Here is a 23,089-nt window from a genome sequence, read left to right on the forward strand (position 1 = left end):
TTGCCGATGCGCGCGCGTGCCCAACCCTCTCTGCTCGACCGACTGACCGATCATCGGCCGGCAGAGCTAAAGGACAGCGAGGCCGGACGATCCGCCTCGCTGTCCGCCCTGCAGGCGGCTATCCGGCGGGATCTCGCCTGGCTCTTGAACACCACCCGGCTGCAGGAGAGTAGCGATCTCACGGCCTTCCCGCACGTGATGGCGAGCACGCTGAATTATGGCGTGCCAGCTTTGGGCGGCCAGGTGGTCGAAGGGGTGGATCGCGAGCGCCTGCGCCTTGAGATCAGCCTTGCTCTTCGCCTGTTCGAGCCGCGTCTGCTGGCTGGGACAGTACGCGTCACGCCGCTCGCCGATGACGTGGGCGGCCCCCTGCGCGCATTGAATTTCCGCATCGAGGCGGAGCTCTTTGCCCACCCCGCACCCTTGCGCATCATCATGCGGACCGAGTTCGACTTGGAATCGGGTGACATCCGGATCGCCGGCATGCGTTCGGACAAGCATTAATGGATCCTCGCCTCCTGCAACTCTACAATGACGAACTCGCCTATATGCGCGAGATGGGCAGCGAGTTCGCGCAAGCCTTCCCCAAGATCGCCGGGCGCCTCGGTATGGAAGGCGACGAGGTTGCCGATCCCTACGTTGAACGCTTGCTAGAGGGCGTGGCCTTTCTGGCGGCACGCGTCCAATTGAAGCAGCAAGCCCGGTTTCCGGCCTTCACCCAGCATCTGCTCGAACTAGTCTATCCGCATTTTCTTGCCCCTATGCCCTCGATGACCATCGTACGGCTGGAACCCGATCCTGAAGCCGGTCGGCTGGAGCAGGGCTATATTGTCCCGCGAATGACCAGGCTTGTCAGTCAGCCGCCACCGGGCGCGGTGACGCACTGCACCTTCCATACGGCGCATGACGTCCAACTCTGGCCGCTGCAGGTCGAATCCGTCGACTACCAGACTCTCTCGAGCGCGATCGCGGCCATGCGTCTGCCGTCACGCCCAGGCGTCAAGGCGATCTTGCGGATCCGGCTGCGGACGACCAACGGCATGCAACTGCGGCGCCTGGCCTTGCGCAAGCTCGACCTGCACCTGACGAGCCATGGCAGCCTCGGCGCACTGGTCACGGAGCAGCTCCTGGCCGGCACGATCGCCATGGTCGCACGGCCGACGACCAGACCCGCTCCATGGCAGGAGGTAATCGAACGCCGTCACCTCCGGCAGACCGGCCTGGAGCCGGAACAGGCACTGTTGCCCGACATTCCACGCACTTTCGATGGCTATCGTCTGCTGCAGGAATATTTCTCGCTGCCCGAACGTACCTGCTTCATTGAAGTGACCGGCTTGGCTGATGCGATCGCGCGTTCGGCCGACGAGCGGATCGATCTCATCTTCCTGCTGGACCGCATCGATCAGAGGCTGGAGCGACATCTCGCCACCGACAATATCGCGCTCTTCGCGACGCCGGCGATCAATCTCTTCGAGTGGCAGGCGGACCGGGTCGAGGTCAGCGATCGATCCTATGAATACCATCTGGTACCCGACCGGACCCGGCCGTTGGACCTCGAGGTGCATTCCGTTCTCGACATCAAGGGCGAGTTCGAAGGCGATACCAAGCCATTGCATTTCAAGCCCTTCTACAGCATGGCCGACCATGAGCCTGCCGACAGCGAGGGTGCCGCCTATACGATCCGGCGCGACCAGCGCCTGATCTCGGCCCATCAGCGTCGCCAGGGGCCAAGGAGCGCTTATGTCGGCAGCGAGGTCTTTCTCCAGCTGAGCGATCGCAATGCAGCACCTTTTGCCCAGGACCTGCGTCAGCTCACCGTCAAATGCCGCTGCTCCAATCGCGACTTGCCGCTCCTCTTGCCCGTCGGCAAGGGCAATACGGACTTCACGCTCGAAATCGGCGCGCCGGTATCCAATATCCGTTGCCTGAACGGCCCCACGCCACCGCGCGCCTCACGCGCCACGGGTGATGTGGCCTGGCACCTGATCAGCCACCTCTCGCTGAACTATCTCTCGATCACCGGCGCCAAGAACGCCGAAGTACAAGGTGCCGATGCCTTACGCCAACTTCTGCGCCTCTATGCCGAGGACGGCGCCACGCCACTGCTGCGCCAGATCGAGGGACTGAGGCAGGTCATCTCGCGGCCGATCGTCCGCCGACTGCCTGGGGGTGGACAGACCGCGGTCGCACGTGGACTCGAAGTCGAGCTAACCGTCGACGAGACCGCGTTCGCCGGGACCGGCGCCTTTCCCCTGGGCGCCGTGCTCAGCCATTTCTTCGCAAAATACGTGTCGATCAACAGCTTCACCGAGACCGTCCTCGTGAGTGCCCAGCGAGGGGAGATCATGCGATGGCCGATGATGACCGGTCGCCGCGCGACGCTTTGAACCCGGGAGAGCGGCTGCTAGAACGGATCGCCAATCATCCCGAAGCCTTCGATTTCTTCCAGGCACTAAGGCGCCTGGAAGCTCTTCATGCCGACTTGCCCCGACTGAGCGAGGCCGCCCGTCCAGGCGACGAACCGATCCGCCTCGGGCAGGAGCCGGCCCTTTCCTTCGCCCAGCGGCCACTCGCCCGACTGGTGCCAGGAGAGAACGGCCAGCCACCGAGGCTCGAGACCTATTTCTTCGGCCTGTTCGGGCCCAATGGTCCCTTGCCTTTGCACCTGACCGAATACGCTTTCAGCCGCCTGCACAATGAGGGCGACGAGACCTTCGCGCGCTTTGCTGATATGCTTCATCACCGGCTGGCTTCCTTGCTTTTTCGCGCCTGGGCCGAGAGCGAGCCCACTGTCAGTCACGACCGGCCGGGCGAGGATCGTTTCGCCATGCAACTGGCCGCTTTGGCAGGGCTCGGCATGGAAAGTCTGCGCCGTCGCGACGCCATGCCTGACCTCGTGAAGCTGCATTTCACCGGACGCCTCGCGGCCGAGGTCCGCAATCCCGATGGCCTGCGCGCCATTCTGGGCAGCTTCCTTACGACCGAGGTGGCGATCGTCGAGTTCGTCCCGACATGGGTGGAGCTGCCGGCACGCGAGCTCTGTCTCCTTGGCCGGGATTCAGCCACCGGCACGCTGGGCCAGACCCTGACCGCAGGTGCCAGGATCCATGTCCATCACCATCGCTTTCGGATCGTCATCGGGCCGCTTCGGCTGGAGTCATATGAACGCCTCCTGCCAACGGGCACCGCTTTGCAGCGCGTCGTGGCGATCCTGCGCAATTATGTGCACGAGGAACTGGACTGGGAGCTCGAGTTGCTGCTGTTGGCCGAGGAAGTGCCAAGGTTGCGACTGGGTGCGAGCGGCCATCTCGGCTGGACCAGCTGGCTGGGCACGCGGCGCACGCAACGTCCGGCCAACGATCTTCGGATCAGCGCCGCGGTGGCCTCCCTCGGGGTCGACCGTACACCCTGATCGATGGCACTCCGAATGGCCGCGAAGCCGGGCGCGGCTTTGACAGGAGCGCCGGACGCCTCCTAACTTTGCGCCCTGCAGGCGAAGGGGGGTCCTGGCGTGGCAGCGCGGCCAATGAAGCTCGGGCTCAACATCGTCGCCAACGGCGCGCATGCGGCCGGCTGGCGCCTCCCCGAGGCCAAGGCCGATGCTGCCCTGGATTTCGAGCTTTGGACAATGCTCGCGACTCGCGCCGAGACCGCCTGCCTGCATTTCATGTTCTGGGCCGATGGTGCTGCCATCCGACACAATGCTCCTTCGCAAGAAGCCCTGGCCTATCTGGCCAGGATCGACGTCTGGGAGCCACTTACGGTAATCGGGGCGCTCGCCGCCCTCACCAAGCGACTGGGCTTCATTGCCAGCGTTTCGACCACCTTCAACGAGCCTTATCACGTCGCCCGCAAGCTGGCTTCGCTCGATCATATCTCCAAGGGACGCGTTGGCTGGAACGTGGTGACCTCCTGGAGCGAGCAGGAGGCACGGAATTTCGGTCGCGCAGCGCTCATGCCGCATGCCCAGCGCTATGCGCGGGCGGAGGAATTTGTCGACGTCGTGACGGCGCTTTGGGACAGCTTCGAGGACGATGCCTTCATCCGCGACAAGGCGAGCGGTCGCTATTTCGATGCGGACAAGCTGCATCCGCCAGGCCATGCCGGCCGGCATTTCGCTGTCGAGGGCCCCCTCAACATTGCCCGGCCGGTGCAGGGCTACCCGATCATCGCCCAGGCGGGTTCGTCGGGACCGGGCCAGGCGCTGGGGACACGGATCGCCGACATCATCTACACGGCACAAAAGGACAAAGCGGCAGCGGCGGCCTTTTATCGGGCGATCAAGGCGCAGGCGGCGAGCATCGGCCGTGATCCGGCCCGTGTGCTGGTCATGCCGGGCATCCTGCCCATCATCGGGGCCACGCGGCGCCAGGCCGCCGATCGCTTCGAAGCCTTGCAGGAACTCGTTCCGCCAGCCCTGGGCCTGCCGCTGCTCAAGGCCTCCTTCGGCGACCTTGCGGGTCTGGACCTGGACGGCCCGCTGCCCCCGCCTTTGCCGGAGAGCAACGCGCTCAAGAGCGAGCACGCGGCCCTCGTCAGGCTGGCCGCCGCCGAGGGCATGACGATCCGCAAGCTCTACCAGATCCTGGCCGGCGCCTCGGGCCATTACATCGTTCACGGCACCGCCAGCGACGTTGCCGACCGCATGCAGGACTGGTTCGAGGGTGAGGCCTGCGACGGCTTCAATCTGATGCCGGCATGGCTGCCAGGCGCCGCCTTCGACCTCTTCGACCAGCTGGTACCAGAGTTGCAGCGGCGCGGCCTCGCACAGACCGCCTATGCCGGTGACGGCACACTGCGTGGCAGCCTGGGCCTGCCTCGACCGCCCCATCGACGTCACCGCTCGAGCGCGCCTGGAGAAGATAGGAACGCATGACCTGCTACACCCTTGACGGCCACGCTCCCACCCTGCCGCCCGAGGGGCGCTACTGGATCGCTCCGGGCGCCCACCTGATCGGCAAGGTGATTCTCAAGGAAGATGTCAGTGTCTGGTTCAACGCCGTCCTGCGCGGCGACAACGAACCTTTGACCATTGGTGCACGCAGCAACGTCCAGGACAATGCCGTGCTGCATGCCGACTTGGGCTTTCCCCTGGAAATCGGAGAGGATTGCACGATCGGCCATGCGGCCATCCTGCATGGCTGTGTCATCGGCGAAGGCGCGCTGGTCGGCATGGGGGCCACAATCCTGAATGGTACCCGGATCGGCAAGGGCTCGCTAATCGGCGCCAACGCGCTGGTCAAGGAAAAGAGCGAATTCCCCGACTTCGCCCTGATCGTCGGCTCGCCCGCCCGCCTCGTGCGGATTCTCGATCCCGAGGACGCGGCACGGATAAAAGCCGGAGCTGCCCACTACGTCGCCAACTGGCAACGCTTCGCCAACGGACTGAAGCCGGCCTGAAGGTGACATGGCGTACTCGGCGGGATCCCGCTTGACAGGCCGCGATCGGCGGTTCAGCATCTGTGCAAATGTTCGGACCATGAAGTTTTGTGCAAAGGTTCGACGCCCGATCAGGGGCAGGAAAGCAGTGGCGCATGGAACGCGAGGAAACTGACCTAGCGGCGCGCGCAGCCTGGTTGTCCTACGTGGGCGAAATGACGCAGGAGGCGATCGCCGCCCGATTGCGGGTCTCGCGCATCAAGGTCACCCGGTTGATAGCTCAGGCTCAACGCCTGGGGCTTGTGCGCGTCTTCGTCGATGGCGAGATCACCCATTGCCTTGCCCTGGAGAACGCCATCACCGCAGCCTTCGGGCTCGAATTCTGCTCGGTGGCCCCCGATCTTGGCGAGGATGGCATCCCGCTGAAGGCACTGGCCAGCGCGGGCGCCCGCTACCTCATGGGCGCCCTTGACGGCTCACGGACGATCGGGCTCGGGCATGGACGCACGCTTGCCGCCATGGTTGAAAGCCTGCCGCGCCAGCTCCGCCCCGATATCCGATTCGTCTCCCTCTTGGGGTCCTTGACCCGCAAAGCTGCCGCCCATCCCTTCGATGTCATCCACAAGATCAGCGAGATTACCGGCGGCGAGGGCTATTTCGTCCCAGCGCCTTTCTTTTCCGACAGTCGCGAGGACCGCGACGTTTTCATCGCCCAGCGCAGCGTCGCCACCGTTTTCGCGATGGCGGCCGCGGCCGATCTCTACCTCGTCGGTGTGGGCGACGTGGGTCCAGGTTCGCAATTGTTGGCCACGGGCATGATCACGCCATCGGAGCAGCGCGCGATCGTCCGGGCTGGGGGTGTCGGCGAGGTGCTGGGCACGTTCGTCGACGCCAATGGCCGCAAACTGTCGATCGAGCTCAATGAGCGCTCGGTTGCTGTCGATCTCGAGATTTTGCGCGGCAAGGAGGCCCTGCTCGTCGCGGGCGGCGAACAAAAGGCCCAGGCTATTGCCGCAGTACTACGGACCGGAATCTTCAAGGGCCTGATCGTCGACGAGAGAACCGCTGCCAGCCTGACGGAGGGGGCGACGATCGACACCCAGATGGAAAGGAAAAGAAAAGCGGGCTAGAGCCGATTGTGGTAGTCATTCGACAATAAAAAAGATCAGGGACAAAATAATGCATGAAAAAGCCAAGGATGCGGTCGCATCCTTCGTCGCCGGCAGGACGAGCCGCCGGGAACTGTTCGGCTACGGCGCCAAACTCGGGCTTGGCGCCGCCACAATGGGCTTTCTATTGAACGAGGCGCAGACGACCGCTCAGGCCGCCGACTTCGACTGGCAGTATTACAAGGGAAAGACTGTCAATCTGCTCTTGAACAAGCATCCCTATGCCGATGCAATCATCGCCGATCTGGAAAATTTCAAGAAACTGACCGGCATGGACGTCAAATACGACGTCTTTCCCGAAGACGTCTATTTCGACAAGATCACAGCCGCACTGTCGTCGGGCTCAACGCAGTACGATGCCTTCATGACGGGCGCCTACCAGACATGGCAATATGGCCCGGCCGGCTGGCTCGAAGACCTGAACGAATATATAAAAGACCCTAAATGGACGAATCCCGCCTATGCATGGGATGATGTCCTGCCCAATCTTAAAGCCTCCACTTCATGGTCAGGCGTACCGGGCGCGGCGCTTGGCGGCGAGGGCGCGAAGCAGTGGGCCGTTCCTCTGGCCTTCGAACTGAACTCGATCACCTATAACAAACGGATCTTCGACAAGGCCAAGGTTGAGCCCGCCAAGAACCTGCCGGAACTGGTCGAAATCGCCGCCAAGATCCAGGGCTCGGGTCAGAACGTCTATGGCATCGGGACGCGTGGCTCGCGCAGCTGGGCTACGATCCATCCAGGCTATCTCTCGGCCTTCGCCAATTACGGCGGCAAGGATTTCGAAGTCGCCGACGGTAAGCTCAAGGCCGCGATGAACAGTGCGGCTGGCAAGGAGATGACAGCACTCTGGGTCGACATGATCAAGTCGAGCGGCCCCCGCAACTGGTCGACCTATACCTGGTACCAGGTGGGCACCGATCTTGGGGCCGGCGCCTCGGGCATGATCTATGATGCCGATGTGCTCGGCTACTTCATGAATGGCGGCGACAACAAGGAAGCGGGCAACCTTGCCTTTTCGGCCTTTGCGCCCAATCCCAAGGGAAGTTCCCCTACCCCCAATGTCTGGATCTGGTCGCTCGCCTTGAATTCTTATTCAAGCCAGAAGGGGCCAGCCTGGTGGTTCGTACAATGGGCCACCGGCACCGAGCATGGCCTCTTCGGCGCGCAAAAGATGGATCTGGTCAACCCTGTCCGCAACAAGATCTGGCAGGATGAGACCTTCCGCGCCCGCATCGCCAAGAGCTACCCGGGCTATCTTGAACAGTATGCGGCCTCGTCGCCGGGATCGAAGATCTACTTCACGCCACAGCCCCTGTTCTTCAACCTGACCACAGAATGGGCAGCTTCGCTGCAGCGGATGGTGGCGGGCGAGCTTCCGGTGAGCGAGGGCCTGGATGAGTTGGCCGCCAATGTCGACAACCAGCTCAAGCAAGCCGGGCTGGGCTGAAGGCGACCCGGTGGACGCCCACCTTTGACCACGAGCGTCCGCCGGCCCTCCCGTCTCACCGCATTTTCAGATCCTCGGGTTCGCCTGACCTGAAGATGTTCCAGCCGTCGCAACGATCAGGGCAGCCAATCATGGCCACCGCGACCCTCAAGGGCAGACCGACGCTGACGCGTCGTCCCGCCCGACACCGCCTTCTTCCCTATCTATTGAGCCTGCCAGCGCTCCTTGTCTGCATCGGCATCCTCGTGCCGTTCGCGACGGCGGTCGCCTACTCGCTGCAGCGCTACAATTCCTCGCTGCCCTATCTGCGAAAATGGATCTGGTGGGGCAATTACCAGACCTTCCTTACCGACAGCGCTTTTTGGAACACCGTCTACGTTTCCTTGAGCTACACGATCTGGACCGTCGGCATCGAGCTCTTGCTCGGCCTGGCGATCGCCCTTCTTTTGCAACGGACGACCCGTTTCAACAACGCCGCGGCAATCGCCTGCCTGCTTCCCTTGATGATCGCCCCGGCTCTGGCCGCCTTGATGTGGAAGCTGATGACCAATCCCGATTTCGGGATTCTCAGCTATCTGGTCGGTCTCATCGGCCTCAGCGACTTCCGCTGGGCCTCCTCGCCCAGCACCGCCATGTTCACCGTCGTGCTCATCGATGTCTGGGTCTACACGCCCTTCATCATGATCCTCCTCCTGGCCGGCTTGCGCGCTCTGCCGCGCCAACCCTTCGAGGCAGCCGAGCTCGACGGCGTGCCGGCCAGCTTCGTCTTCTTTCGCATCACCCTGCCCATGCTGATGCCCTATATCCTGACAGCGGTGCTCTTTCGCCTGCTGGATGCGATCCAACAGTTCGACATCGTCTACGCCATGACGCAGGGCGGGCCCGGTGACAGGCTCATGGTCTTTCAGGTCCAGGCCTATCTCGAACGCTTCCAATATCTGAATGTCGGCCGCTCTGCCGCCTTCCTGATGGTCCTTTGGCTCATCACCTTCATTCTCTCCAATCTCTTCATCAAAAACTGGCTACGCCTGCGCGAGCGCGCCAGAGGAGCCGTATGATGGCCAGCAAGATCAGCGGCGGTGCCGTGCTGCGGGCGGCGGCGCGAATCATCGTTCTTCTGTTCTTTCTCTTTCCGATCTTCTGGGTCTTCCTGATGTCTTTTCAGACGAACCAGCAGATTCTTCGCATTCCCCCCTCGATCTTCTTTACGCCAACGCTCGAGAACTACACGGCCCTCTTCTCCGGCAGGCTGCAGACGGCCTCGGGTTCGCTCGACATCGCGTTCATAAAAAATCTTCTGAACAGCATCATCCTCTCAAGCTGCTCGGTCCTGATCGCGCTCATCCTGGGCGTGCCCGCGGCCTATGCCTTCGCCCGCTTCAAGTTCCGCCTGGGCGAAAACATTGCCTTCACGCTCCTTTCCTTCCGCTTCGCGCCGCCGTTGCTCGTCCTGGTCCCGCTGGTCGCCTATTTCCAGATGATCGGTCTGTCCGACACCTATATCGGACTCATCTGGGTCTATCAGTTGATCTGCCTGCCGCTCATTCTCTGGATCGTGCGCGGCTATTTCGAGGATATCAGTCCCGACATCGAGCATGCTTATCGCGTCGATGGTCACTCCTGGGCCAAGACCTTCTTCAAGATCGCCATTCCCCTGGCTCGGCCCGGCATCGCCGCCGCAGCGCTGCTGTCGTTCATCTTCGCTTGGAATAATTTCGTCTTTGCCTTGATCCTGGCCTCCGCCGACAAACAGCCGGTGACCGTCGGGGCCCTGGCCTTCGTGACCTCGGCCGGCATCCAGTACGGCATCATCGCCGCTGCCATTGTCCTTTCGGTCACCCCGACCCTTCTCCTTGCCCTCTATGCCCAGCGCTACCTTGTCGAAGGCCTGTCGCTTGGCGCCGTGAAAGGCTGATGTCATGACAAGGCTCGAGATAAGAAACCTTTCCAAGAGCTTCGGCTCGCTTAGGCTCTTCCACGATGTCGGCTTTGCGGTAGCGGCCGGCGAGACGCTGGCCCTGGCGGGACCATCGGGTGGAGGCAAAACGATCCTTCTTCGGCTGATCGCCGGCATCATGGAGCCCGACGAAGGCTCGATCCTGATCGACGGCAAGGACGTGGGTGGCGTTGGTCCGGAGGCGCGCGATGTCGGCGTCGCCTTCCAGAATTTCGCTCTCTACCCGCATATGACCGCTTTTGAGAATATCGCGAGCCCGCTCCGAGCGCGCGGCACCGAGACGGCCCGCGTGAAGGAACGCGTGACCGAAGTCGCAGCCCTGCTCAAGATCGACCATGTGCTGGAAAATCAGCCGCGCGAACTCTCCAACGGCCAAAAGCAACGCACCGCCCTGGCTCGAGCCTTGATCCGCCGGCCAAAAGTACTTCTCCTCGACGACCCCTTGCGCAATGTCGACGCCAAACTGCGCTACGAAATGCGGCTCGAGCTGCCGCGCCTCCTGGCCGTCGCCGACTGCGCTGCCATCTATGTGACCCAGGATTATCGCGAGGCGATGGGCCTCGGGGACCTGGTCGGCATTCTCCGGGCGGGACGCTTCGAACAGATCGCCCCGCCAGCCGAGATCTATACGCGTCCGCGCTCCGTCGAGATCGCCCGGCTTTTCGGAGATCCGACGATCAACCTCCTGCCCTGCCGCCCGGAGAGAACGGCGGAGGGCCTGCAGGTTGAAATTTTCGGCCGGCCGATGCCATTGCCCTTGCATTTCGCTGCAGCCGAGGGGCGGGATTGCCTGATCGGTGTGCGCCCGGAGCATGTAAGCGTCGGCCTACAGAATGGTCCGGGCTCGCTGCCCTTCGAGCTCAACGCGGTAACTCCCTTGAACGTCAGGGCCGTCCTCTTCCTGCGCGACGCGGCCGGCACCGAGTTGCTGGCCACATGTCCCGAAGACGATGCCCTGGCCTTCGGTCGCGGCCACCATCGAGTCTTTGTCACGATCGACACCTCTAGGGCCCTGCTCTTTGACCGCGAAAATGGTCAGACTCTAGCCTTGCCTGCCGCCGCACAGCCGCTTGCCGCCTGAAGGAGCTCCATCATGGCGACTCTGGTCCTCGACCACCTGAACAAGATCTACAAGCCGCGCGGACGGGCGCCGGTAAAGGCGGTCGACGATGTCAATCTTGCCAGCGCGGATGGCGAGATCATCGGCCTTCTAGGTTCCTCGGGCTGCGGCAAGACCTCGACGCTGCGCATGATCGCCGGCTTTGAGGATGTCAGCAGCGGAACCATCAGGATCGGGGAGCAGCCGATCCAGCAGACCGCGCCGGCCAGGCGCGGCGTGGCGATGGCATTCGAAGGCTATGCGCTCTATCCACCTTTGAAGATCGAGGACAATATCGGCTTCGCGTTGCTTCGCCAGCGCATGCCGCGCGCAGAGGTCAGGAAGCGTGTTCGCGACATAGCCGAACTTTTGGAGATCCAGCCGATCCTGGAGCGCTATCCGCCGACGATCTCGGCCGGCCAGCAGCAGCGCGCCAGCCTCGCCAGAGCACTCGTTCGCCGGGCACCCGTCTCCCTACTGGACGAGCCCATGTCGCAACTCGAGCCGCAGCTTCGCGCTATCCTGCGCGCGCGCATTAAGGATTATCTAGCCGCCCACCAGATGACCACGGTGTTCGTCACCCACGACCAGACCGAGGCCATAGCGCTGGCCGACCGGATCGCGGTTATGGAAAAAGGGGTGCTGCAGCAATTCGCCAGTCCCGCCGAACTGAAGGAACGCCCGGCCAATCTCTTCGTCGCCAGCTTCATCGGCGAGCCGCCGATGAACGTCGTTCAGGCGGAGATAGGCACCACGCGTGGCGCGCGCGTCGTCCAGCTCTTCGATCGTGCCGGAGAGCCCTCTTTCACCCTGCCGATCGGCGGCCTTGGCCAGGACCAGATTCCGCTCGCACCTGGCAAGGTCATCCTCGGCATCCGCCCGCACCGCATCACCCTTGCGGACCAAGGTCTGCAGGGCCGGATCCAGTCGAACCAGTGGCTGGGCGACCAGACGCATCTCCTGATCGAGGTGAACGGAATCCCTCTTACCGTCGTCACGCACAGGCGGATCCCGGGCCGGATCGGCGATAATCTTGCCATCGAGATCCCACCGCGGGCCCTTCATCTCTTCGAGCCCGCGAGCGGCAGGGCCCTCCTGCATGGCGGCGACGCCGTCCGCGCCGCCGCTTGAGGAGCCGACGCCATGCAAGGGGACCTCATCATTGGCATCGACGCCGGCACCTCCGTCATCAAGGCCGTGGTCTTCGACCTCATGGGCCGCGAGATCGCCATGGCCGCGCGGGCCAACTGCTACGAGAGCCGGGAGGATGGCGGCGTCGAACAGGATATGGGGCGGACCTGGAAGGATACGGCGGCCGTACTTGCCGAGCTCACGGAGCGCATGCCGGACCTGGCCGCGAGAACCATAACGGTGGCCGTGACAGGCCAGGGTGACGGCACGTGGCTGATCGATGCGGAAGGCCAGCCGGTCGGCAAAGGTTGGCTCTGGCTGGACAGCCGGGCGGCCGGGCTCGTCGAGGGCTGGGTCGGCGATGGCACGCGCGATCGAGCATTCCAGATCACCGGCTGCGGCGTCACACCGTGCAACTCCAGCAGTCAGCTGGCCTGGATGCAGCGATATCAACCCGACGTCCTTCGCCAGGCAGTCACGGCGTTCCACCCAAAGGACTGGCTCTATCTCAAGTTGACCGGAATCGTCGCTACGGACGTCTCCGAGGCAACGTTCACTTTCGGCGATTTTCGCACCAGTAGCTACAGTCAGCCCTTGATTGAGCTCTTCGGCCTGGGACCGCTCCGCCATCTGCTGCCAGACCCGATCGACGGCACGCGGACGTCGAACCCGATCACGGCGGAGGCTGCGCGCTTGACCGGCTTGCGGGCCGGCACGCCGATCACGCTTGCCTATGTCGACATCGTCTGCACGGCCTTGGGCGGCGGCCTCTACGACGAATTGGGCGACGTCGGCATGACCGTCGTGGGCTCGACGGGCATGCACATGCAGCTTGTTAAGAATGTGCAAGGCATAGATCCCGGCAGCACGCCCTCGGGCTACATCATCCCTTTCCCCATTCAAGGGCATGTGGCTCGTCTGCAGACCAACATGTCGGGGACGCTCAACATCGACTGGGTGCTGCGCCTGGCGACGGATGCCCTGACCTTTTCCGGCGTAACGGCCGATCGCAACCGGCTGCTTGGCCTGCTGGATGCCTCGGTAGCCGCCAGCCGTCCGGCGTCGGCCATCTATCATCCCTATATCCACGCTGCCGGCGAGCGTGGACCGTTCCTCGACAGTCGGGCGCGCGCCATGCTGACCGGCCTCACAATGGAGGTGGGGCTGCCGGAACTGCTGCGCTCGGTGTATGAGGGCTTGGCCTTTGCCAGTCGCGATTGCCACGCGGCAATCGGCCCCCTGCCCGCCGAGATCCGCGTAGCCGGCGGCGCGTCGCGCAGCCGGGCATTCAAAACCATCCTCGCCAGCGTCCTGGAGCGACCGCTCCGCGAATCGACGCGCGGTGAGGCCGGGGCCGCCGGAGCCGCCATGATGGCGGCGGTGGGTCAGGGCGTCTTTCCGGACATGGCCGCGGCGGCCCGCATCTGGGTCACGCCTTGCTTGGGCGGTCGTGTCGAACCCGATCCGGAGCTCGTTCCGTGCTACCGGCAATTCTTCGAGCTTTACCGTGAAACACGTCTGGCGGCGGCACCGCTCTGGCATCGCCTCGCGGCCGCGCGTGAAGCCGCTGCGCCAGCCAACCAGCCGCTCCGTGCCGCCGTCTGACCAGGGAGGAACGCCACGCCATGGCGATTGAGGAAAAACAGGTCGCGATCATCGGCGACCGATTCATGCTGCCAGCTGCCTTCAAGACGGCGCTCGAAGCGGCCGGCGGCGAGCCCGTTCACATCAGGGCGTTGGAGTTGGATTGGCCGGATTCCTCGATGCATCACGGCTATGCTGGCGGCAGCAGCGCGTCCGGGCTCGAGAACCTCCGCGAATATGTGGGCGAGCCCGACGCAATCGCAGATTTCATCGGCGATGCCGGCGTCCTGATCACCCATCTGGCCCCGATCACGCGGCCCATGCTCGAACGATTGCCGCAGCTCAAGCTGATCGCCGTCAGCCGCGGCGGCCCCGTCAATATCGACGCCGCCGCCTGTAGAAAAGCAGGTGTCCGCCTGGTCAACTGTCCAGGGCGCAATGCCTCGGCCGTGGCAGAGTTCACGATCGGCGCCATCCTGGCCGAGACCAGGCTCATCCGTGCCGGGCACGAAGCACTCCGGGAGGGCGTCTGGCGAGGCGATCTCTACCGTGCCGACACGACGGGACCAGAGCTTTCGGAATGCACGGTGGGCCTCATCGGCTATGGCGAGGTCGGCTGCCGCGTGACCAAGCTTCTTGCCCCCTTTGGCTGCCGCATCCTGGTCGCCGATCCCTACAAGCAGTTGGATGACATCGACCGGGCTGCAGGGATCGCGATGGTCAACCTCCATGACCTGCTGGCAGCTTCCGATATCGTCAGCCTGCACGCCCGGGTCACCGACGAGACAAGGGGCTTCATGAACAAGGCAGCATTCGCCGCCATGAAGCCGTCCGCCTGGTTCATCAATACCGCGCGCGGACCCATGGTGAACTATGACGATCTCTATGTGGCGCTTAAGGGCGGGACGCTCAGGGGCGCCATGCTTGAGACCTTCTGGCAGGAACCGGTGCCGGCCGACGCCCCACTCCTGAAGCTGCCGAACGTCACGCTCACGCCCCATATCGCCGGCGCCTCGACGACGACGGTAAAGATCGCGGCCCGCATGGTGGCGGAGGAAGTGCGCCGCTTCTGGGCCGGAGAGCCGGCCCTCCATCCATTTTTGGCCTGAGGGCCGAGGCAAGGACACGCTTATGTCGAAAAACGAGAAGACGCTGCGCCAGGGCATCATCGACGCCTGTCGCTGGATGAACAGCTCGGGCTTGAATCAGGGTACTTCCGGCAATATCAGCGCGCGCTTCGAGAATGCCATGCTGATCTCGCCCTCGGGCATCCCCTACGACCAGCTGCACCCGGAAGATATCGCGAAACTGCCCTTCAAAGGCGCGTACGGCGCCTATGAAGGACCGCACAAACCGTCCTCCGAGTGGCGCTTTCATCTCGACATCATGCTGGCCAGGCCAGAGGTCGGCGCCATCGTCCACACGCACTCGACATATGCGACCGTGCTGGCCATGGCGCACAAAGAAATCCCCGCCTGCCACTACATGATCGCCGCCTCGGGTGGGCCGAACATTCGCTGTGCCGGCTATGCCACCTACGGCACCAAGGAACTCTCCGAACTGGCGCTTAAGGCGCTCGACGGGCGGACCTGCTGCCTCCTGGCCAATCACGGCATGATCGCGACAGGCGCCGACCTCGAGAAGGCCAAATGGCTGGCGGTCGAGCTCGAGACGATCGCCAAGCAATATTACATGACGCTCACGATCGGCGGGCCGGTTATCCTGCCCGACGCCGAAATCGCGCACGTCATCGAGCGATTCAAGGACTACGGCCCGAAGCCCAAAACGAACAAAGCCGAGGCCGCCTGAACCGACTGCGGAGCGGCCTCCCGGGGTCGATGAGCGAAATGGAGCCCGCAAGGATGAGCGAGCCGGCGACGCTGCCCGCTCACGCCGTTTTGGGCAGCGCGATTTTTTCGGACATGTGCAGATGGATCAGGTCGATCTCCTCGTCATCGGCGGCGGCGTCAATGGCGCTGGCATCGCCAGGGATGCGGCCGGACGCGGCGTCACTGTTCTACTTTGCGAGAAGGCCGATCTCGCGTCCGGGACTTCCTCACGCAGCGGCAAGCTCATCCATGGCGGCCTGCGCTATCTCGAATATTACGAGTTCCGGCTCGTCCGCGAAGCCCTGATCGAACGCGAGATCCTCTTGCGCACGGCACCGCATATCATTTGGCCTATGCGCTTCGTCCTCCCGCACAGCGCGGAGCAGCGCCCAGCTTGGCTCGTGCGCCTGGGTCTCTTCCTCTACGACCATCTGGGCGGCCGCAAGATATTGCCGCCCACCCGCAAGCTCGATCTCTGGCATGCACCTGAAGGCCGCCCAATCAAGAGGAACTATCGTCGGGCCTTCGAATATTCCGACTGCTGGGTGGACGATGCCAGGCTCGTCGTCCTCAACGCTCTGGACGCCCACAAGCGAGGGGCCGTCGTTCTCACCCGCACCGCGGTGGTTTCCGCGCGCCGCGATGACGGCCGATGGCTGGTGACGCTCGAGGACCAGCGCACCGGCGCGACAAGGCAAATAAAGGCTCGTTGCCTTGTCAACGCCGCCGGGCCATGGGTCGAGAGTGTCCTTAGCGGTATCGCAGGGGCGAACTGCAGTCGAAAGATCCGCCTCGTCAAAGGCAGCCATCTCATCACACCCAAGTTCTGGGAGGGCGACCATGCCTATCTTTTGCAAAACACCGACAAACGCGTGATCTTCGTCAATCCTTATGAGGGCGACAAAGCGCTCATCGGCACCACCGACGTTGCGGTCGAAGGCCGCCCCGAGGACGTAGGGATCGAGACAGAGGAAATCGAGTATCTTTTGGGCGTGCTCGGCCGCTACTTCCAAGCCCCGCCGACACGAGCCGACATCCAAAGCACCTTCTCCGGCGTTCGACCTCTCTATGACGACAATGCGGCCAACCCATCCGCCGTCACCCGCGACTATGTCTTCGACGTCACGCCGGAGGCGCCGGCCTGCGACCAGGCACCTCTCCTGTCGATCTTCGGCGGCAAGATCACGACCTATCGGCGCTTGGCTGAGCATGCGCTCGAAAAGCTAAAGCCGTTCTTCCCAAGAATGGGCCAGGCCTGGACGCGTGACTCGCCGCTGCCAGGCGGCGACATGCCGAATGCCAATTTTGCCGCTTGGCTGGGCGATTTCCAAGCCCGCCATCCCTGGCTGCCAGCGAGCGTGGCTCTGCATCTGTGCCGCCTTTACGGCACCCGTGCCGGCCTTGTCTTGAATGGCGCCGAATCGCTGGGCGAACTCGGGCCGCATTTCGGCGGTGACTTCCATGCCAACGAGGCGCGCTACCTCCTGCGCCATGAATGGGCGCAAACGGCGAGCGACATCCTGATCAGACGGACCAAGCACGGCTTGCACCTGAGCACGCAAGAACGCGCAGCCTTCGAAACCTGGCTGGAGATGGAGCAGGCCAGGCCCAGCCAAGCCAATCTGGTCTAGATTTCGATCTGCGTACCAAGTTCGACGACACGGCCGGGCGGGATCTGGAAATAGACCGTTGCGGATTGATTGGCCGCCGAGAGCGCAATGAAGAGGCGCGATTCGAGCGGCCCCAGCGTCGGGCTGGGTGTGGGAATAAGCGTCTCGCGGCTAATGAAGAACGAGGTACGCATCAGGTCGAAATGGAGATGTTTTAAGCGGCAAAGATCCAGGACACGCGGCACGTTGGGTGTATCCATGAAGCCGTAATCGACGATCAGCCGATAGAACTCCTTGCCCAGATCTTCGAGCTGGATCTGCTGGCTGGGCTGGATATAGGGCACGTCGTGGATACGGATCGTCATGAGCACGACCCGTTCGTGCAGCACCTGATTATGCTTGATGTTATGCAGGAGCGCCATCGGCACGACCTCGGGATTAGCGGTCATGAAGACGGCCGTCCCCGGCACGCGGATAAGACGTCGATCCATGCGGCCGATGAAGGTCTGGATCGATAAAGCGTGGCCGTAGAGCGCATCGCGAAGGGCACGCCGTCCGCGCCGCCAAGTGACGATGACGAAGGCCAGTGCGCCCGCCACCAGGAGAGGCAGCCAGCCGCCGGACGGAATCTTCAGCATGTTGGAGGTGAGATAGGCGACATCCAGGATGAGAAAGCCGCCAAAGACCCAAAGTGCCCAAAGGCCCCATTTCCAGCGCCAAGCGGCTACGAGGGCCGCCAGGACGGCATCAATGGTCATGGCACCGGTCACGGAAATGCCATAGGCCGAGGCAAGGGCGCTCGAGCTCGCGAAACTCACGACCAGGAGAAGCACGCCCGTCATCAAGATCCAGTTGACCCGGGCGATATAGATCTGGCCTGCCTCTTCGGCCGAGGTATGCTTGACGGTCATACGCGGCAGATGGCCCAGCTGGATGGCCTGACTGGTTAGGGAGAAGACGCCCGAGATGACAGCTTGGCTGGCGATGATGGTCGCCAACGTCGCCAGCCCGATCAACGGAAACAGCGCCCAATCGGGCGCTAGGTAAAAGAAGGGATGATCGAGTGATTGCGGATGCGCCAGGACCAGCGAGCCCTGGCCGAAATAATTGAGCACCAGGCTTGGCAATACCAGACCGAACCAGGCGATGCGGATGGGACCCTTGCCGAAATGTCCCATGTCCGCATAGAGCGCCTCGGCACCCGTGACAGCCAGGACGATGGCGCCCAGGGCAACAAAGGCCTGCCAGCCATCAACGACGAAGAGATCCAGGGCGTAGCGTGGATCAAGGGCGCGCAGGATCGCCGGATCCTTGACGATTTGCAGGCTTCCCAGGAGTGCCAGGGTTATGAACCAGATCAGCATGACCGGGCCGAAGAGATTGCCGACAGCGCCTGTGCCCCGGCTTTGGATCAGGAAGAGGGCGATGAGGACGATCGCTGCCAGCGGCACGACATAGGAGTTCAGCATCGGGGCCGCCGCCCTCAGGCCCTCGACCGCCGAGAGAACCGAGATAGCGGGCGTGATCAGCCCGTCGCCATAAAAGAGCGTCAGGCCGGCAATGGTCAGGCCGACGATCAACACCTGCAAAAGCCGGTTATTCGGCGCCGCACGGGCGGCAAGGCTGCCTAGCGCCAACACGCCACCTTCGCCGCGATTGTCAGCGCGCAGGATCAAAACGACATATTTGACGGCGACGATCAGGACCATCGACCAGAAGACGAGCGAGAGCACGCCCAGGACGCCCGCCGCATCGAGATGCAGGCCTCCCGCATGGCCGAAGGCCTCGCGCAGGGTGTAGAGCGGGCTCGTGCCAATATCACCGAAGGCAACGCCAAGGGCAGCCAATCCCATCTTGCGCCAGTCCCCCGACTGGCCGGCGCCTTCATGCGATCTTGCGCTGTAATCCCCGTCGTCCATGATCCCCCACGGGTCTTCATCCATTGCAAGCCCGGACGCGAATGGCGCCGTCGCCGGGCCGCCCGCTCCATCTGCGACAGGCCGTTTGGTTAGACAAGGGTAAGGCTGGAGGTTTCAAAGCGCAAAAAAGCGGCCCGACCAAGTCGGACCGCCCTTTGGACTCAACAGGCGATGACCGCTCAGGCGGCGATCTTGCGCCGCCCGGCTACACGCCGACGGGGTGCCGTCTCGCTCTGGGCGACGCCGCCATCGATAGGACCGGGCTTGCGGCCAAGACCGATCTTGACGGCCAAAACCGAGCGCTGCTCGGCATAGGCTGGGGCTACCATCGGATAGTCGCTCGGAAGACCCCAGCGAAGTCGATACTCCTCCGGCGTTAGGTTGTAACGTGTCTTAAGATGCCGCTTGAGCATCTTGAGCTTCTTGCCGTCTTCCAGACAAATGATGAAGTCATCACCAATCGATTTCTTGATCGGCACGGCCGGTTGCGGCTTTTCGCCGACAACGACAGTTTCCGGATTGCCAGCATTGCTCAATGCGCGAAATACGCTTTCGATCAAGGCTGGGAGTTCGGACGCGGCAATAGAGTGGTTTGTAACGTAAGATGCCACGATAGTGCTGGTGTTAGCGTGAAGATCCTTGGATAGATCGGTCATTCGATTTTGCATTCGCAATGCTGGACGTTCAATTTGGGCTTAGGCATAGCGGTGGTCCCGCCGTCGCTGACGGTAAGATAGAGAGTGCCCAGCAATATTTACAGGTCATCGACGCTACAAGTTTGATAAATAATGATTGACGTCACAACAAGGCCGGTCGATCTGCGACCTTCCCCTCGTGCAATGTGTTGCACGCGAGAACTACTCCCTTTTCTGATTAAGAAAGATCGGACGCGCATCCTTTTCGACCACGAGGCGCCACTGCCTTAGCGAGTCATGCAATAATGGAGCAGGCAGCCTTAGGTAACGCACGAGTAACGCGACGTAGATGCCAAGGAAAACCGGGCCATGGCCGTCACTGCGACCATCATGATCGCTGCTCATCGAATGCGCCAGCTCATGCAGTAGGACCCACGAAGGAAACGTCGCGGGCAATTCAAGATCGAGGCGATTGGCGCGCCCGAGAAGGGAACGGGCGCGTGAAGGTAGGAGACGAGATCGCGGCGGAAAATCGAGACCACATTCCCGCCAAATCGCATCGATCATGCCCTGCGCCTTGTCAAAGGCAACTGTTGAGCGATCCCGTGGCACGATGATGGCCTCTTCCCAGGCATAGACACGCGATCGCTGGCGATCGCGATCGCTCACGGCAAGGCCTTGCCCAGGCTGCGTCCGGTCGATGGCAAAGCGGTCAGCGGACGCATCAGGATAGAAGGCCGCGACGGCGCTCGTTGACGGGACGGTTCAAATTGACCCGATCCGCCGAGACGCGCCCATGCCGGAAGGCTGGGTCACCCTGGCCCGGCAGGCGGCGCGCCGTGCGCCGCAGTCGCAAATTCATGGCGGCGAACGCGTCGTCGACTTGACTCTGTTTGACGATCATAAGCGCCTGCCCGGTCTCGCGCAGACCAGCAAGATGCTGCTCACGCTCCAGTCTCGCTTCGTCCAGCCGTTCGGCCAGGCGGAGGGTCATGCCATGCTGGAAGGCCCGGGAAGCATGGCGCAGCGCCTGACCGGCCAGGTGCTGCTCCCGCTGACGATAAAGTGAGAGCTCGGTGGCGATCGCACGCTCGATCAGCTCGAAAAGATAGGCGCTCATCTCGGTGTCCGCTTCGAAGCCGAAGAACACGTAGCGGGCACTCGTCGCATCGCGATGCAGCCAGACCCGACAGTCGCAAAATCGGGCGATCGCTGGAATGCAGCCATCGACCGGCCGTCGCTGGCGACCACGCAGGGTGACGGCCCGGGTAACGCAGGCCTCCTGGCGAATGTCGATCTCCTCCATCGAGAGCGCGTAGCGCTCCAGGAGCTTGCCGACCATGGCCGCCGCTGCCATTGCCTCGGCCTCTGTGCAACCATTCGAGATGGTCTTTAAGGATAGCGCCTTGATCCGCGCTTTGACGCGCTGCCGCTCGTCGCTCTGGTTCAAGATCGGCTCCCCTCGTCGGCCCGCCCGTTTCATAGAGCGGACAGGCAGACAAATCGAGCGACGACCTACTTCATCAAGTGGGCCTGATCGTCGGACCAGACGCCGTAGGCCGAAATGAACTTCTGGCGCGTGCCGTCCGCATCCATATCTGCCAGCACCTTGTTGAGCGCCGCCAGCAGATCCTGGCATTCGCGACGCACGCCGATGGCGGCACCGCCCAGCTTATAGCTGGCTTTGGCTTCAGCCTCCGCCCATTCAGGCTTGGGATGATAGAGAATGGGGTCTCCCACCACGCGCAAATCGGGCATGCTCTGCATCTGACCGAACAACGTGGCCTGATCCATGATCACAGCATCAACCTGGCCATTCTGGAGCGCCAGGAAGGGCTCGCCGAACGTATTGAAGTCAAGGACGCTGGCAGCCTTGCCCTCGTCGGCCAGCATGTGGGCATTGACCGAATCCATGCTGCCCAGGGTGGAGCCCAGGATCTTGCCTTTGAGGTCATCGACCGAATGGATGGGCGAATCCTTGGGAACAATCACCCGGTCATAGAAGATGAAGTATGGGTTGGTATAATCGATGCCGCCTCCCTGGATCCGCTCTTGTGTGACCGCCATACCGGAGAGGATGATATCCCAGCGGGCCGCCTTGAGACCGGGAATGAGTGAGGTCCATTCGGTAACGACATAGTCCTGCTTGGGAATACCCAGCCGCTTGCCGATCTCCTGCAGCATGTCCCACTCAAAACCATGATACTTGCCGTCCTCGTCCTGCCACGAAAACGGTTTGGTCCCCATCTCGCCATTGCCGGACAGCAGTATGCCCTTCGCTTTGATGTCGTCGAGACATCCAGCCACGGCCGGCAACGCCGATGTCAGGCTCAAAAGACTACAGGCAACCAGGAAAGCGCGCTTTAAAACCATTGGAGCGACCTTGGTCAGGGTGGGGCGGCGGGACGCCATGCCCGAAGAGTTGCAACTATCGTGCCGCCGCCCTGCCTGGCGGGCCTATTTCATCATTTTTTCCTGAGCCGCGGACCAGACGCCGTATTTGCTGATGATGGCCTTGCGCGTGCCATCGGCATCCATGTCCGCCAGCGCCTTGTTGAGCGCTTCCAAGAGGTCGCCGCATTCGCGCCTCACGCCGATCGCCGTGCCGCCCAGAATATAGGGCGCCTTGGCCTCGGCCTCGGCCCATTCGGGCTTGGGATGGTAGAAGATAGGATCGCCCACGACACGCAGATCGGGCATGTTCTCCTTTTGGCCATAGAAGGTGCCCTGATCCAAGATCACGGCATCGGCCTGGCCGTTCTGGAGCGCCATGAATGGCTCGCCGAACGTGTTGAAGTCGAGGACGCTGCCAGCCTTGCCCTCGTCAACCATTGCATGGGCATTGACCGAGTCCATGGTGCCCAGCGTCGTCGCCAGGATCTTACCCTTGAGATCGTTCATCGTTTTGATCGACGAATTACCCGGCACGATCACCTCGTCGTAGAGCATGAAATAGGGGCGCGTATACTCGATGCCGGCGCCCTGGATGCGCTCCTGGGTTACCGACATGGCCGAGAGGATAATGTCCCAACGCCCCGCCTTGAGCCCGGGAATCAGGGACGTCCAGTCGGTCACCTCGTATTCGACTTTGGGCACGCCGATCCGCTTGCCGAGTTCCTGGAAAATTTCCCATTCGAAACCGTGCAGTTGACCGTCATCGCCCTGCCAGACCGAGGGCTTCAGGCCCATGGCGCCATTGCCGGAACGCAGGACACCCGCTGCCTTGATGTCGTCGAGACAGCCAGCTTCAGCCGGCAGAGTGCCCAGGATCGCCAGGCAACAACAGGACAGCAGCGCACGCTTAAACATAAATGAAACCTTCTGCGG

General features: G+C 62.6%; 21 protein-coding genes. 15 read left to right on the forward strand and 6 right to left on the reverse strand.

Translation table 11 applies throughout. The features are described from left to right. The first annotated feature begins 6 nt into the window (after nucleotides 1-6). The 15 genes from tssE to CFB17_RS15025 all read left to right on the forward strand — a co-directional run bounded on the left by tssE (nucleotide 7) and on the right by CFB17_RS15025 (nucleotide 17,229). On the forward strand, nucleotides 7-504 hold the full coding sequence (gene tssE / locus CFB17_RS14955; RefSeq protein ID WP_088562434.1) for a type VI secretion system baseplate subunit TssE: 498 nt from the start codon (nucleotides 7-9) through the stop codon (nucleotides 502-504). Beyond that, on the forward strand, nucleotides 504-2,387 hold the full coding sequence (tssF, locus tag CFB17_RS14960) for a type VI secretion system baseplate subunit TssF (protein WP_088562379.1): 1,884 nt from the start codon (nucleotides 504-506) through the stop codon (nucleotides 2,385-2,387). Before tssE ends, tssF begins: the two co-directional genes overlap by 1 nt. Then, complete coding sequence (gene tssG, locus CFB17_RS14965) at nucleotides 2,351-3,412, forward strand: type VI secretion system baseplate subunit TssG (protein WP_088562380.1); 1,062 nt, start codon at nucleotides 2,351-2,353, stop codon at nucleotides 3,410-3,412. The genes tssF and tssG overlap by 37 nt, the downstream gene beginning before the upstream one ends. 99 nt (nucleotides 3,413-3,511) lie before the next feature. Further along, complete coding sequence (locus CFB17_RS14970) at nucleotides 3,512-4,876, forward strand: LLM class flavin-dependent oxidoreductase (protein WP_243389904.1); 1,365 nt, start codon at nucleotides 3,512-3,514, stop codon at nucleotides 4,874-4,876. Beyond that, complete coding sequence (locus CFB17_RS14975; protein ID WP_088562382.1) at nucleotides 4,873-5,400, forward strand: gamma carbonic anhydrase family protein; 528 nt, start codon at nucleotides 4,873-4,875, stop codon at nucleotides 5,398-5,400. The genes CFB17_RS14970 and CFB17_RS14975 overlap by 4 nt, the downstream gene beginning before the upstream one ends. 134 nt (nucleotides 5,401-5,534) lie before the next feature. After that, nucleotides 5,535-6,509 (forward strand): sugar-binding transcriptional regulator, encoded by a 975-nt coding sequence (locus tag CFB17_RS14980; protein ID WP_088562383.1) that lies wholly within the window; start codon nucleotides 5,535-5,537, stop codon nucleotides 6,507-6,509. A 49-nt stretch (nucleotides 6,510-6,558) separates the two neighbouring features. Further along, nucleotides 6,559-7,998, forward strand: coding sequence for an ABC transporter substrate-binding protein (locus CFB17_RS14985; RefSeq protein ID WP_088562384.1), 1,440 nt, complete (start codon nucleotides 6,559-6,561; stop codon nucleotides 7,996-7,998). Between the two features lie 131 nt (nucleotides 7,999-8,129). Further along, on the forward strand, nucleotides 8,130-9,056 hold the full coding sequence (locus CFB17_RS14990) for a carbohydrate ABC transporter permease (protein WP_088562385.1): 927 nt from the start codon (nucleotides 8,130-8,132) through the stop codon (nucleotides 9,054-9,056). Next, nucleotides 9,056-9,913 (forward strand): carbohydrate ABC transporter permease, encoded by an 858-nt coding sequence (locus CFB17_RS14995; protein ID WP_088562435.1) that lies wholly within the window; start codon nucleotides 9,056-9,058, stop codon nucleotides 9,911-9,913. Before CFB17_RS14990 ends, CFB17_RS14995 begins: the two co-directional genes overlap by 1 nt. 4 nt (nucleotides 9,914-9,917) lie before the next feature. Beyond that, nucleotides 9,918-11,036, forward strand: a complete 1,119-nt coding sequence (locus CFB17_RS15000) for an ABC transporter ATP-binding protein (RefSeq protein WP_088562386.1) — start codon at nucleotides 9,918-9,920, stop codon at nucleotides 11,034-11,036. Nucleotides 11,037-11,048: 12 nt separating this feature from the next. Further along, nucleotides 11,049-12,185 carry an ABC transporter ATP-binding protein gene (locus CFB17_RS15005; protein ID WP_088562387.1) on the forward strand — a complete coding sequence of 379 codons (1,137 nt, stop codon included), beginning with the start codon at nucleotides 11,049-11,051 and terminating at the stop codon, nucleotides 12,183-12,185. A 12-nt stretch (nucleotides 12,186-12,197) separates the two neighbouring features. Then, a complete protein-coding gene (locus CFB17_RS15010; RefSeq protein ID WP_088562388.1) occupies nucleotides 12,198-13,790 on the forward strand; it encodes an FGGY-family carbohydrate kinase in 1,593 nt (530 codons plus the stop codon). 20 nt (nucleotides 13,791-13,810) lie between these two features. Next, nucleotides 13,811-14,878, forward strand: coding sequence for a 2-hydroxyacid dehydrogenase (locus CFB17_RS15015; RefSeq protein WP_088562389.1), 1,068 nt, complete (start codon nucleotides 13,811-13,813; stop codon nucleotides 14,876-14,878). 22 nt (nucleotides 14,879-14,900) lie between these two features. After that, nucleotides 14,901-15,578: a class II aldolase/adducin family protein gene (locus CFB17_RS15020; protein WP_088562390.1), complete on the forward strand. Its 678-nt coding sequence runs from the start codon at nucleotides 14,901-14,903 to the stop codon at nucleotides 15,576-15,578. A gap of 121 nt (nucleotides 15,579-15,699) precedes the next feature. Further along, the gene (locus tag CFB17_RS15025) at nucleotides 15,700-17,229 is read left to right on the forward strand and encodes a glycerol-3-phosphate dehydrogenase (RefSeq protein WP_088562391.1); all 1,530 of its coding nucleotides are present in this window, start codon (nucleotides 15,700-15,702) and stop codon (nucleotides 17,227-17,229) included. Here the strand turns inward: CFB17_RS15025 and CFB17_RS15030 are convergent. From CFB17_RS15030 to CFB17_RS15055, 6 genes are all read right to left on the reverse strand, one after another. Then, nucleotides 17,226-19,061: a potassium transporter Kup gene (locus CFB17_RS15030; protein WP_243389905.1), complete on the reverse strand. Its 1,836-nt coding sequence runs from the start codon at nucleotides 19,059-19,061 to the stop codon at nucleotides 17,226-17,228. The genes CFB17_RS15025 and CFB17_RS15030 overlap by 4 nt on opposite strands. A gap of 245 nt (nucleotides 19,062-19,306) precedes the next feature. Beyond that, entirely contained in the window at nucleotides 19,307-19,783 is a 477-nt protein-coding gene (locus CFB17_RS15035; protein WP_088562393.1) for a MucR family transcriptional regulator, read from the reverse strand. A gap of 201 nt (nucleotides 19,784-19,984) precedes the next feature. Next, a complete protein-coding gene (locus CFB17_RS15040; RefSeq protein WP_088562394.1) occupies nucleotides 19,985-20,431 on the reverse strand; it encodes a hypothetical protein in 447 nt (148 codons plus the stop codon). 55 nt (nucleotides 20,432-20,486) lie between these two features. Then, the gene (locus CFB17_RS15045; RefSeq protein WP_088562395.1) at nucleotides 20,487-21,212 is read right to left on the reverse strand and encodes a DUF7168 domain-containing protein; all 726 of its coding nucleotides are present in this window, start codon (nucleotides 21,210-21,212) and stop codon (nucleotides 20,487-20,489) included. Between the two features lie 65 nt (nucleotides 21,213-21,277). After that, nucleotides 21,278-22,096 (reverse strand): substrate-binding periplasmic protein, encoded by an 819-nt coding sequence (locus CFB17_RS15050; protein ID WP_207762118.1) that lies wholly within the window; start codon nucleotides 22,094-22,096, stop codon nucleotides 21,278-21,280. A 123-nt stretch (nucleotides 22,097-22,219) separates the two neighbouring features. Continuing rightward, the gene (locus tag CFB17_RS15055) at nucleotides 22,220-23,071 is read right to left on the reverse strand and encodes a substrate-binding periplasmic protein (RefSeq protein WP_088562397.1); all 852 of its coding nucleotides are present in this window, start codon (nucleotides 23,069-23,071) and stop codon (nucleotides 22,220-22,222) included. Between the last annotated feature and the right edge of the window lie 18 nt (nucleotides 23,072-23,089).

This window comes from Arboricoccus pini (assembly GCF_900187945.1).
Classification (GTDB): domain Bacteria; phylum Pseudomonadota; class Alphaproteobacteria; order Geminicoccales; family Geminicoccaceae; genus Arboricoccus; species Arboricoccus pini.